The 11,705-nt window shown below is 73.1% G+C and carries 12 protein-coding genes; 7 read left to right on the top strand and 5 right to left on the bottom strand.

Going from position 1 to position 11,705, the window contains the following annotated elements:
* Positions 1-41 precede the first annotated feature (41 nt).
* Both OYE22_RS03235 and OYE22_RS03230 read left to right on the top strand, forming a co-directional pair.
* Positions 42-953: a LysR family transcriptional regulator gene (locus tag OYE22_RS03235; RefSeq protein ID WP_277318985.1), complete on the top strand. Its 912-nt coding sequence runs from the start codon at positions 42-44 to the stop codon at positions 951-953.
* 305 nt (positions 954-1,258) lie between these two features.
* Positions 1,259-1,972 carry an SRPBCC family protein gene (locus tag OYE22_RS03230; protein ID WP_277318984.1) on the top strand — a complete coding sequence of 238 codons (714 nt, stop codon included), beginning with the start codon at positions 1,259-1,261 and terminating at the stop codon, positions 1,970-1,972.
* A 27-nt stretch (positions 1,973-1,999) separates the two neighbouring features.
* Here OYE22_RS03230 and OYE22_RS03225 read toward each other — a convergent pair whose 3' ends face one another.
* Positions 2,000-2,425: a MarR family transcriptional regulator gene (locus tag OYE22_RS03225; protein ID WP_277318983.1), complete on the bottom strand. Its 426-nt coding sequence runs from the start codon at positions 2,423-2,425 to the stop codon at positions 2,000-2,002.
* A 203-nt stretch (positions 2,426-2,628) separates the two neighbouring features.
* Between OYE22_RS03225 and OYE22_RS03220 the strand changes: the two genes are divergently transcribed.
* Positions 2,629-3,519 carry an MBL fold metallo-hydrolase gene (locus tag OYE22_RS03220; RefSeq protein WP_277318982.1) on the top strand — a complete coding sequence of 297 codons (891 nt, stop codon included), beginning with the start codon at positions 2,629-2,631 and terminating at the stop codon, positions 3,517-3,519.
* A gap of 75 nt (positions 3,520-3,594) precedes the next feature.
* Here the strand turns inward: OYE22_RS03220 and OYE22_RS03215 are convergent, their stop codons facing one another.
* Positions 3,595-4,053, bottom strand: coding sequence for a PaaI family thioesterase (locus tag OYE22_RS03215; protein WP_277318981.1), 459 nt, complete (start codon positions 4,051-4,053; stop codon positions 3,595-3,597).
* A 217-nt stretch (positions 4,054-4,270) separates the two neighbouring features.
* Complete coding sequence (locus OYE22_RS03210; RefSeq protein WP_277318980.1) at positions 4,271-5,233, bottom strand: zinc-binding dehydrogenase; 963 nt, start codon at positions 5,231-5,233, stop codon at positions 4,271-4,273.
* Positions 5,234-5,357: 124 nt separating this feature from the next.
* Here OYE22_RS03210 and OYE22_RS03205 point away from each other — a divergent pair, with 124 nt between their 5' ends.
* Positions 5,358-6,002 carry a TetR/AcrR family transcriptional regulator gene (locus tag OYE22_RS03205; RefSeq protein WP_277318979.1) on the top strand — a complete coding sequence of 215 codons (645 nt, stop codon included), beginning with the start codon at positions 5,358-5,360 and terminating at the stop codon, positions 6,000-6,002.
* A 193-nt stretch (positions 6,003-6,195) separates the two neighbouring features.
* Here OYE22_RS03205 and OYE22_RS03200 read toward each other — a convergent pair whose 3' ends face one another.
* The gene (locus OYE22_RS03200; RefSeq protein WP_277318978.1) at positions 6,196-7,062 is read right to left on the bottom strand and encodes a calcium-binding protein; all 867 of its coding nucleotides are present in this window, start codon (positions 7,060-7,062) and stop codon (positions 6,196-6,198) included.
* 226 nt (positions 7,063-7,288) lie between these two features.
* On the opposite strand from OYE22_RS03200, the gene OYE22_RS03195 reads away from it, so the two are divergent.
* Entirely contained in the window at positions 7,289-7,612 is a 324-nt protein-coding gene (locus tag OYE22_RS03195; RefSeq protein ID WP_277318977.1) for a hypothetical protein, read from the top strand.
* A 30-nt stretch (positions 7,613-7,642) separates the two neighbouring features.
* Here OYE22_RS03195 and OYE22_RS03190 read toward each other — a convergent pair whose 3' ends face one another.
* Positions 7,643-9,526: a serine/threonine-protein kinase gene (locus OYE22_RS03190; protein WP_277318976.1), complete on the bottom strand. Its 1,884-nt coding sequence runs from the start codon at positions 9,524-9,526 to the stop codon at positions 7,643-7,645.
* A 366-nt stretch (positions 9,527-9,892) separates the two neighbouring features.
* Here OYE22_RS03190 and OYE22_RS03185 point away from each other — a divergent pair, with 366 nt between their 5' ends.
* Positions 9,893-10,702: an FHA domain-containing protein gene (locus OYE22_RS03185; RefSeq protein WP_277318975.1), complete on the top strand. Its 810-nt coding sequence runs from the start codon at positions 9,893-9,895 to the stop codon at positions 10,700-10,702.
* Positions 10,703-10,855: 153 nt separating this feature from the next.
* The gene (locus OYE22_RS03180; RefSeq protein WP_277318974.1) at positions 10,856-11,695 is read left to right on the top strand and encodes a polysaccharide lyase family 7 protein; all 840 of its coding nucleotides are present in this window, start codon (positions 10,856-10,858) and stop codon (positions 11,693-11,695) included.
* Positions 11,696-11,705: the final 10 nt, after the last annotated feature.

The following is an 11,705-nucleotide window of genomic DNA, read 5'->3' as shown; positions in this document are numbered from 1 at the left end:
TCCGGCTGTCCTGTTCGGCCGGGCCGCACAACAATGGGGGAGTGCTGAACCCCTGGAGGCTGCGGCTGCTCAGCCAGTTGGACGCGCTGGGCACCGTGCGCGCGGTCGCCCAGGCCGCCAACCTGAGCCCGTCGAGCGTGTCCCAGCAACTGTCCGTGCTGGAGGCCGAGACGCGCACCCAGCTCATCGAGCGCACCGGCCGTCGCGTGCGGCTGACCCCGGCCGGGCTGATCCTGGCGCGGCGGGCGCGGGAGGTCATCGACCACATGGACACCGTCGAGGCGGAGTTGCGCGGCTTCGGCGCGGAGCCCGCCGGGTTGGTGCGCCTCGGGTCGTTCCAGAGCGCGATCCACACCATGGCCGTGCCGGCGGTGACCCGGCTCGCGCACGCGTACCCGCACCTCGACGTGGAGCTGTCGCAACTGGAGCCGCACGAGAGCATGCCCGCGCTGCGCGGCGGTGACGTGGACCTCATCATCACCACCACGGACTTCGACGAGTTGCCGCTCGGGCCCGACCTCGACCTCGTACCGCTGGCCACGGACCCGATCCTGCTGGTCGTCCCGCCCGGGCACCCCGCGACCGAGGACGACGCCGTGGACCTCGCGGCGTACGCGGACGAACCCTGGGCGTTCGACACGCCACGGTCGTACATGGCCAACCTCGCGCTGCGGCTGTGTCGCCAGGCGCGGTTCGAGCCACGGGTGCGGTGTCGGTTCGGCAACTACCTGATGACCCTGCAACACGTCGAGGCCGGGCTGTCGATCGCGCTGCTGCCCGGGCTGGCCGTCGACCACAGCCGCTACCACGTCGCCACCAGGCAGCTCGCCACCCCCGTGACGCGCACGATCACGGCGGCCATCCGACGCGGCACGCCCCCGCGCGCGGCCGTCCGCGCCGTGCTGGACGCCCTGCGCCAGCACCCGGACCCGGTGCCGCCGAGCCGCGCCTGAGCGGTGGTCGGGCGACCGGGCGGTCGGCCGGGTGGTCGGCCGGCCGAGGGTGAGGGCGGTGCGGTGGGCGGCGGCGTGGCTCGCGCGGGTGCGCTGCCTCGGTGACGCGCTCGTACGTCAGTGAGAGGTTCTCACCAACGCTCTTGACCGGAGCTATTCGCAAGAGTTAGAACTTATAACGAACGACAGAGAGGCTCGCGCCGCGAGTCGTCCGACGCGTTCCGCGAGTGGTGTGGGCGGTCATCGATGCCCCAACTATCCGCGTCCGCCAGCCTTGTGCACCGAAACCCGACAAGGGGAACGCCATGCCCGGCACGCCCAGCACCCGTACCCGCAGTGCTCTGTTCGCCCTGCCGCTCGCCGTCGCGGGCGTCCTCGCCACCGTCGCGACGCCCGCCGGTGCCACGCCGCGAGCCGGCGCTCCCCAGGCGACCTCTCCGCGGCCGGCCGTTCCCCAGTCGACCGCGACCCCCTCGGGCGAGTCCCGCCCGGGCGCCGCCGTCACGTGTCGCGGAGCAGGGGTCGATCCCAAGGCCGTCGTGCGCTACCAGGCCGAGACCGTGATCCGCGCGCCGCTGCGCACCATCTGGAAGTTGCAGACCGACGTGGAGCGCTGGCCGTCATGGCAGCGCCCCGTCGAGACCGCCGACCGGCTCGACCACGGCCGGTTCCGGGAGGGCTCGGCGTTCCACTGGACGACGCCCGTACGTGGCGTGCCCTCGATCCCCGACACCACGCTCGGCATCACCTCGACCGTCGAACAGCTCAAGCGCCACTCCTGCATCCGCTGGACCGGCCCCGCCGTCGGCGAGGGGCTGCGCATCGACAACGGCGTTCACGTGTGGACCTTCACCGAGGTCAGGGGCGGTGTCCTGGTGCGTACCGCGGAGACCCACACCGGGGCCCAGGTCGAGGCCGACGTCCCCACCGCGACCGCGCTCCTCGGGGCCGGGCTGGAGGCGTGGTTGAGCGACCTGAAGGTCGCCGCCGAGGCGCGCGACGGGTACCGGTCGCGCTGACGGGGGCGCCGCGCCCCGCGTGCCGCCTCAGGGGCGGGTGGTGGCCTGGGTGAGCAGCCGTTGCAGGGTCGCCTGCTCCTCCCGCGTCAGGCCCGCGAGCGGGGAGTCCGAGCTGAGCAGTTCGAGGAGTCGCTCGCGCAGCGCGGTGCCCTGCGGGGTGAGGACCAGTTGCTTGGCGCGGCGGTCGGTGGGGTGCGGGTGGCGCTCGATCAGTGACCGCTTCTCCAACTTGTCCACCACGAAGGTGGCGTTGGAGGGTTCGCAGCTCATGCGCTCCGCTAGCTCGCGCATCGTCATCGGCCCGGTCAGCTCGCGCAACGCCGTCGCCTGTGGCGCGGTCAGGCCCAGGCTGACGGCGCGCTGCCGTACGTGCTCGGCGATCTGGTGGGCCATCCCGTTGATCAGGCCACACAGTTCCCGCTCGGCGATGGCCTGTGTCTCTGGGTGTGTCATGCGGCCAATCGTAGCAAAAGCATCCAGCCTGAATATTGCTAGCTTGCATAGTTCAAGCTTGATGCTTACGGTTGCCGGGACGTCGCCGGCTGATGCCCAGTGAGGCAGCGGCCGGCGACGACCGCCCTTGTCGTGTGCGCGTATGCGCGTGTGCGCGGAAGTCGTTCGCGGAGGCGCTCTCCGCGGGAAGGAAGCAGGTACCCATGAGCACCACCGCATCGCACCAGGCCGAGCGGCTGCGCCGGCCGTCCGCACTCCGCTCGCTGGAGCTCGGCGGGACGAAGGTGACGTACGTGCCGGACGGGGCGGTCCAACTCGCCCCGCGCGGCTGGCTGCCCGACACCACCGACGAGGTGTGGGCCGCCCACCCCGGGTATCTGGACGACGCCGGCTACCTCGTGGCCGGCATCGGCGGGCTGCTGGTGGAGGCGGAGGGGCGCGCGCTGCTGATCGACGCCGGGTTCGGTCCCAAGTCCGTGCCCGCCCAGCCGGACGGCCCGATCGGCACCACCTACGGCGGCGCCCTCCTCGACAACCTGACCCGCCTCGGCCACCGCCCCGCGGACATCGAGGCGGTGGCCTTCACGCACCTGCACGTCGACCACGTCGGCTGGGCCGCGCACCGCGCCCCGGGCGCCGACGACCCCGCCTTCACCGGGGCCGACTACCTGGTCGCCGAGCCCGAGTGGACCCAGCGCGACCTGCTGGAGGCGCACGGCACCAGCCCCGAGACGTTGGCCGCGATGGAGCCGCGGGTGCGCACGGTGGCGGACGGACAGGAGGTCTTCCCCGGCGTCCGGGTCCGCTTCCTCCTCGGCCACACGCCCGGTCACACCGCCTACGTGATCACCGGGGGCGGGCGCCGGCTGATCGCCTTCGGCGACGCGCTGCACTCGCCGGTCCAGATCGGCCACCCGGAGTGGTCCGCCTGGTCCGACCACGACACCGCGCAGTCCGCCGACTTCCGCCGCCAACTCGTCGCCGAACTCCAGGAGCCCGACACGATCGGCTTCGGCGTCCACTTCGCCGACGTGGTGTTCGGACACGTACGTCCGGGCGACGATGGCCCGGCCTGGCACCCCGTCGACGCGTGACCCACGGCGCGGCGGCCCGCGCGGGCGCCCGACCCACGGTCGGGCGCCGACCTGACCAACCCGCCCGCCAACTGCTCAGTCCCCAGGGCGATCCAGCCGGATCAGCGTCTGCTGCCCGTGGGCGACGGGCTTCCGCTCGCCGTCACCCTGAACGCCGAACACCTCCAACTGGCAGACGGTCAGGGTGCGTCCGGACCTGATCACGGTCCCGACCGCCTCGATGTGGTCGCCGATGGCCGGCGCGAGCAGGTTGACCTTGTACTCGACGGTGAGCACGTCCGTGTTGTCGGGGAACAGGGTGTACGCGGCGTAGCCGCCGGCGCTGTCGGCGATGGCGCTGGTGGCGCCGGCGTGGAAGTAGCCGTTCTGCTGGGTGACCTCGGGGCGGCCCGGAAGCACGATGTGCACGCGGCCCGGCGCCATGTGCGATATCCGCGCACCGAGGTGGCTCATCAGCCCCTGACGGTCGAAGCTCTCCTGGACGCGCCGCCGCACCTCCGGACTCACCGATTCCTGTCGCGTCAGGTCTGTCACGTGCTCTCCTCCGTCGGGCGTACGGTCCGGGAGACGGGCGCGTGGGTGGGGCGCCCGCCGGTCGGCCGGGCGCCGCACCCACGGACGTCCGCCGTAGCCGATCATCATGGCATCGCATCGCGGCGCCTCGGCAGGCAGCGGCGGACACGGGCCTGCTCGCACCCGTGGCGGCCCGGCTGGGCGCGCCGCGAGGTCGTACGGGCCGCGTCGGCCCCGTTCAGGGGGTCAGCACCACCCGGCCGAACACCGTGCCCGCGTCCATCGCGTGGTGGGCCAGCGCCGCCTGGCTCAGTGGCAGGACCTCGTGCACGACCGTGCGCAGGGCCCCACGGGCGGCGTCGGCGAACTGGGCCGACCGCACGGCCTGCCGGGCGGGGCCGGGCACGGTGTCGGAGCTGAAGGTGGCGAACGACAGCGACCTGCGGAAGGCGGCCAGCAGTCGCCCACCGAAGTCCGTCGGCGGCTGCCCGCCGACCACGCCGACCGCCACGTACCGCCCGTTGGCGTTCAACCGGTCGACGAAGTACGGGAGTCGCGGGCCGGCCACGACGTCGATCACCACGTCGAAGCCGTGCGGCGTGTCCGGGCCACCCGCGCCGGAGCGGTCCAGGACGTGCGTCGCGCCCAACTCCCGCAGCCGGGCGCCGCGCTCGGCCGACGCGGTGGTGACCACCACCGCACCGGCCCCGCCGCCGGCCGCGAGCTGGACCGTCGTGATCCCGATGCTGCCCGCCGCGCCACGCACCAGCACCGTGTCGCCGGGCGCGAAGCGGGCCCGGTCCAGGGCGAAGTGGGCGACGACGCCGGAGGCGCCCAGGGTCACCGCGTCGGCGCAGCTCAGGCCGGCGGGCAGCGGGAGGACGTCCTCGACCGAGGCGATGGCCTGCTCGGCGTAACCACCGGACAGGCCGGTGAAGGCCCACACCCGCCGCCCGGTCCACGCGGTGTCCACGCCCTCGCCCACGGCGGTGACGCGGCCCGCTACCTCGCTGCCGAGCAGGTGGCCCGCCCGGAAGCCGTGGGCGGCCAGCGCTCCCCGGCGGATCACGGCGTCCACGCCGCCCACCCCGATCGCCTCCGTGGCGACCCGCACCTGGCCCGGAGCGGGATCGGGCACGGGTACGTCGACCACCTCCAGGCCGTCCGGGCTCCCGAACGTCTCGATCACGACGGCTTTCATGGCGACTCCTCGGAGCGGGTGAAGGGGGCGGCGGCCCCACCCCGAGAACGCACGGCGCGGGTGGGGTGGCACCGCGCTGCGAACGTAACGGGCGCCCTCGTCCGGTTGGCTAAAGTGAGAGACGATGACCGGTCACTTGTCTCACCCGGTGCGCTCCGACGCCCGCGACAACCGAGCGCGCATGGTGGACGCCGCCCGCGCGGTCTTCGGCGACGAGGGGCTGAGCGCGCCCATGCGCGAGGTCGCCCGGCGCGCCGGCGTCGGCCCGGCCACGCTCTACCGGCACTTCCCGACCAAGCGGGCGCTGATCGCGGAGGCCTTCGCCGCGCAGCGCCGGACCTGCCACGCCGCCGTCCGGGACGCCCTCGCGGACCCGGACCCCTGGCAGGGGTTCCGGGACCTGGTCGAGCGAATCTGTGAACTCCACGCCCACAGCCGGGGGTTCGCCGACGCCTTCATGACGGCCTACCCGGAGGCCGTGGACTTCGCCGCCGACCGGGAGCACGCGCTGCGCGCGGTGACCGAGGTGGCCCGCCGCGCCCAGCGGGCCGGGCGGCTGCGCCCCGACTTCGTCGTCGACGACCTGGTCCTCATGCTCATGGCCCACCGAGGCGTCCAGGACGCGCCGCCCGCCACCCGGCTCGCGGCCTCCCGCCGCTTCGCCGCCTACCTGATCGAGGCGTTCCGCGCCGCACCGGACGCGGGAACCTCCGCGCCCCTGCCGCCGGTCGCACGCCTGCACCACGCGTTCCCGCCCACCCTGCCGTAGCCCGTAGCCCGTAGCCCGTAGCCCGTAGCCCGTAGCCCGTAGCCGTTCCCGCGCCCCGGGGCCAGGCGGTGAGGCGGCCGGGGCGCGGGTTACGTGGACACAGGAAGCAGGAAGCAGGAAGCAGGAATCAGGAAGCAACGGTGCGGGCTTTCGGCGAGCACACCGTCGCGGCTCGCCCGCCCGTCGTCGCCGCTCAGTCCTGGTGCACCTCGTTGCGGCCGGGGCCGCCGGAGAGCTTGTCGGTGCCCTGGCCGCCCCACAGGACGTCGTCGCCGCTGTTGCCCCACAGCGTGTCGTTCCCCGCCTCGCCGTAGAGCCGGTCGTCGTCCCTGCCGCCGTAGAGGACGTCGGCGCCGCCCCCGCCGCGCAGGACGTCGTTGCCGTCGTCACCGTGCAGGTTGTTCTCCTCGTCGGTGCCGGTCAGGGCGTCGTTGCCGGGGCCGCCGAAGCAGTCCTGCCCGCAGTGGGTGAGGGTGTCGTCGCCCGGGCCGCCGTCGGAGCCGAAGCCGAACGGTCCGCCACCGCCGTCGAGGCGGTCGTCGCCCTCCTCGCCGTACAGCATGGCGGACGCGGAGGCCGTGAGCACGTCGTTGCCCCGGCCTCCGTAGACCCCGGCCCACGCGTCGCTGTCCGGCTCCAGGGTGGCCGTGTCGTCCAGGTCGCCGAGGCTGATGTCGTAGCTGTCCGAGTCGTCCGAGTTCTGCGGGATCAGGACCGCGCAGCGCACGGTGGTCCGGTCGCCGGGAGTCGGGTACGCGCACTCGTCCGCGCCCGCCGCGCTCGCGTCGATGGCGATCTCGTAGCGGTCGTGGAAGGTGAGCACGTAGTACGACTCGAACTCGCCTCGGTCCTCGATCTTCTCCCGCACCGTCAGCTCGTTCCGCTGGCCGGGTGCGGCCTTGTACCAGAGTTCGCTGTTCTCGTGGACGACGCTGGCCGTGGTGGCCGTGGTGGCCGTGGTGGCCGTGGTGGTCTGGGCGGCGGCCGGTGCCGAGAGGGTGGCGCCACCCAGGGCGAGGGCGAGGGTGGCCGTGGCGGCGAGAGTGCGGTGAATGCGCATGTGGTGGGGCCCCTTCGAGGATGCGGTGCGCCGCGGTGCTCGTGGTCATCCGGTGAGACGAGTCGTCCGGCGGCACAGTTGTGCCCCCGCCCGTGAACAGCTTCCGGCCGAACGGTTGCCGTGACGTGGAGGATTTCGGGGGAGTGGCGGGAGTGGGGGAGCGGGCTTTCGGACCGGTCCCGCACGGGTGGGGTTGTGATGGGGCCCCGACCACGTGGAGGAAGTCATGGGCCTGTTTCGGAGGTTCGGCGGGAAGAGGCGTCCCGCGCCGTCCGGGGGAGCGGTCGGTTCCAGGCCGTGGGTTGATCACGGCCTGGCCGACGGCGAGACCGTGGAGTGCGGCCGGTGCGCCAGGACGCTCGGCGTCGCGCTCCAGTCCGCGTCGTCCGTGACGGTCAGCCACGACGGCGCGCTGGAGGGGAAGGCCCTGATCTGCGCCTCGTGCGGCCAGTTGCTCTGCTCCGCCTGCGCGCTGGCGGCCAGCGACAACCCCTACCTGCCGAAGTGCGACCGCTGCGGCGGGCACGTCACGCTGCCCGTGGCGGGGTGAGGCGCGCGGGTGGAGCGGGTGAGTGGGGTGTCAGGCCGGTGGGAGGGACTCGACGACCGAACGGGCCAGGTCCTTGGCCAGCGTGCAGGAGGCGGAGCCCTTGAGGTCGTCCCCCTTGGCGGTGAGGGCCACCCGCTCCGTACCCTCCATACGGTCCGGTCCCATGTACGGGCGGTGGACCACCTCGATGCGACAGGAGCCGGTGCCGTCGTAGTCCGGCAGGACGACGGCCGAGCGATCGCCCACCTTGGTCCGTTCGGCGTCCTTGCCGCTCGGCAGCCTGCCCTGGTCGAACTGCAGGTCCACCTCGATGTCCGCGGTGGTGGACTTCCACTGGCAGGCCCAGTGGCCGAACCCGGCGTCCGGGTCCCCGGCGTCGACGCCGGGCACCTTCGCCAGGGCCGCCACGTCGAGCAGCGTGCACGCGTCCTGGCGGGCCAGTGAGTTGGCCGCGAAGTCGCCGTCGCGCCGCGGGACTTCTCCGTCGTTCAGCACCTTGACCGCGTGCCGGGTGGCGATCTCGGCGGTGTCGCACAGGTGTTGCTTGACCTGGTCGGGTTCCCGCGCCGCCACGGTCACCCGCAGGCTGCTCTCGCGGACGCCGGTGACCGCCAGGGCCCGTTCGCACCTGTCCCGCTCGACGGCGGGTTCCACGACGGTGACCCGGCCCGTGGTGCGACTCTTCTCGCCCTCCGGTAGTTCGTCGGCGTCCAGCTCCACCCGGACGTCCACGACATCCTCGTTGCCCTCCAGGAGCAGGACGTCACAGCGGTTGAAGTTGCCCTGGTGGCGGTCGAGTTCGGTGGCCTCGTACGCGTCGAACCCCCTGGCGTCCAGCAGCGCGCAGGGGTCGGCCGTCCGGGGTTCGCCGAGGAAGGCCAGGGAGGTGGCGGACGGTCTGCTCGGTGACGGCCCGGCCTGGTCCGTGGCGCCGTCGCCGTCGTCGGACAGGCCCAGCCACAACAGGGGTACGGCCACCGCCAGTGCCGCCACGGCCAGCGCGCCGGACGCGAGCAGCGGACCGCGCCGCGGGACGCCCGGTGGCAGCGGGCGAGGCCTCGGGGGGAGGCCGCGTCCGACGGTCGGGTCAGGCAAGGGGACGGTGATCTTGTTCAGGGGGAGGGTGGCGAGGTCCCGCGCCCCGCCCGCGAGGTCCGTGAGCGCCTGGTGCGCCGCGCCGGCGGTGGGCCGAGCTCGCGGGTCGGTGTGCAGCATCGCGGTGACCAGGGCGCTCAGCGGCCCGATGTGCGGGCTGATGGCCTCCAGCCGCACCACGTGCCCGGGGCCGCGCAGCGGCGGGGTTCCGGTCGTGAGCACGTACAGCGTGACGCCGAGCGAGAAGACGTCGGAGGCCCGTTCGGGAGCCCCGCGGAACGCCTCGGGGGCGGCGTAGGCGGGCGTGAGGCTGAGCGGCCCGTTGGGGGTGATCGTCGCGCTGGAGTCCACCCGGTGCGCCGCGCCGAAGTCGGCCAGCTTGGCCACGTGTTCCTCGGTCAGCACGATGTTGCCCGGCTTGACGTCACAGTGCACGAGCCCCTTGGCGTGCAGGGCGGCCAGCGCGTCGGCGATCTGCGCGCCGATGGCCGCGGCGTGCTGGGGAGCCAGCTTCACCGGGGCGTCCAGGCTGCCGCCCCGCACGTGCTCCATCACCAGCCAGAACGTGGCGCGCTTGTCCTTGCCGGTGCGCACGGCGTCATAGAGGGTCACCACGTGCGGGTGGCTGAACTTGGCCAGCGCCCGCGCCTCGGCCAGCAACTCCTCGAAGGCCCCGGGGCCGCTGTTCTCCAGCCGGGCGCGCTTGAGGACGACGCTGCGGTCCAACTCCGTGTCGACGGCGAACCAGACGGCTCCCCGACCGCCTTCGAGGGGTCCGTCCGTGAGCCGGTACTTGCCTACTCTCTCCCCCGGGCGCACGACGCCACTCCCCTCACCACAGGCTGGAACCACCGCGGTTGAGCGCTACGCGGACCGCGGTCGCGGACCGAATGTACTGCGTACAAGGCCCGCCACTCTCCGTTTCCGACCTAATTCCCCGGGCTGTCGCACCGTGCCTGGGCACACCTGTCCCAATCGGTCCGGAGCGTGCCCCACATGGTGGCGAACAGGCCCTCACCCGGGGCCATGATCGGCTGGCAGACTGCGAGTGCGGTACCCCTGTTCGCCGTCGAGGGTGGGGTCCGCCGACCCTTAGGCGCGCCGTCGGGAGGGGTCCCGCGACGGCGGGTGGACGATGGCCCGAACGCCTTGCTCGGGCGGTACGACGACCTTGAGGAGAGAGCGATGAGCGGCTCTGACAGCTTGGCGCGCGGTGTCCCGCCCGGGCGGCCCGGCACCCTGCACGCGCGGACGGTCAGCGGCGACCTCACCGCCCCGCCCCGGCCGGGCCTGACCGTGCGCTTCGGGCGCGGCGACAAGCCGGGCACGGACCTGGGCGTGGGCGTGGACGACCGGCGGGTGAGCCGGCGTCACGGGGAGTTGACGTACCGGCAGGGGGGTTGGTGGCTGCGGAACATCGGGCAGCAGCTCGTGCGGCTGCCCCGGGGCCGGATGATGCACGCCACCTCCGAGCCGATCCCGCTCGCCACCGGCTACACGCCCCTGTTCGTGCAGGGCTCGGGCCACCGGGAACACCTCGTCGAGCTGTACGTCACCGACCACGACGACCGGGGCCCCGTCTCCAGCCGGTCGGCGGACACCGTCCAGCCGGAGCGGTGGGCGCTCACCGACGACGAGCGGCTGCTGCTGGTCGTGTTGGGCCAGCACTACCTGGAGTACGAGCCGGACCCGCGCCCGCTGACGTACGGCCGGGCCGCCGAGCAGCTCAGCTATCTGCGCCCGGACGCCGGTTGGACCGTCCGCAAGATCGAGTACCGGGTGGAGGCCGTACGCCGCCGGCTGCACCGCACCGGCTTCAAGTACCCGCTGATGCACGAGAACCCCGAGGAGCGTCCGTCCGACAACAGCCTCCTGCACAACCTGCTTCGGGGGCTGGTGGCCTCGACCACCCTGGTGCCGCCGGACCTGGAGCTGATGGAGGACGATCTCGGGTGGCCGAGTTCGCACGTCGGCGAGGCCCCCGGCGCCGGCTGACGTCCGCGCACCGGGCACCCGGCCAGCGGCTTCGGCGTTTTGGGACCCGTCCCCACCACCCGGCCCTAACGTCACCTCCGACACGCCGCGGAGCGGGCCTGGCGCAGGCCCGCTCCGGGCGACACCCCCTCGTAACGACGGAGGACAGACCCCGTGACACACAACGACTCCGCACGCCCCGGGCGGGGCAGGCGCGGCCGGCTGGCCCTGGCGTCCGCCCTGCCGGTCGCCGCCCTCACCACGGCGCTCGTCGCGCCGGTGTCCGTGCACGCTGCCGACGCGCCGGCCGGCCCCGACGCGCCCGCCGCCGCCCAGGGCGGCCGTCCCGACCTGCCGTCCGAGGTGTTGGACCTCGACAACTGGAAGGTGACGCTGCCCATCGGGGAGGAGGAGAAGCCCACGGAGATCTTCCAACCCGAACTCGACGGCTACTCCAAGGACCCGTACTTCACGGTCACCAGGTCCGGCAAGGCGGTCAGGTTCCGCGCCCCCGTCAACGGCGTCACGACCAGCGGGTCGAAGAACCCCCGTACCGAACTGCGGGAGATGGAGAGCGACGGCTCGGACGAGATCGAGTGGTCATCGACCTCCGGCAAGCACACCATGACCGTCCGCGAGGCGTTCACCCACCTCCCGGAGGGCAAGCCGCACGTCGTCGGCGCCCAGATCCACGGTGGTGACGACGACGTCACCGCCCTGCGCCTGGAGGGCACCAAGCTCTACGTCACCAAGGGCGACACCACCCACCACCACCTGATCACCGACGACTACCGGCTCGGCACGGTCTTCACCGTCCGCTACGTGGTCGCGAAGGGCCAGGTCAAGGTGTACTTCAACGGCAGGTTGGAGACGACCATCGCCCACTCCGACCCCACCAACTACTTCAAGACCGGCGCCTACACCCAGGCGCACTGCGGCAACTCCTCACCGTGCGCCGACGACAACTACGGCGAGGTCGAGATCCGCGACGTGCGCGTCAGGCACCAGGACTGACCACCCGGCC

Source organism: Streptomyces sp. 71268 (assembly GCF_029392895.1).
Lineage (GTDB): Bacteria > Actinomycetota > Actinomycetes > Streptomycetales > Streptomycetaceae > Streptomyces.
The sequence above is the reverse complement of the archived record's forward strand: the minus strand, read 5'-3'. Positions and strand labels throughout refer to the sequence as shown.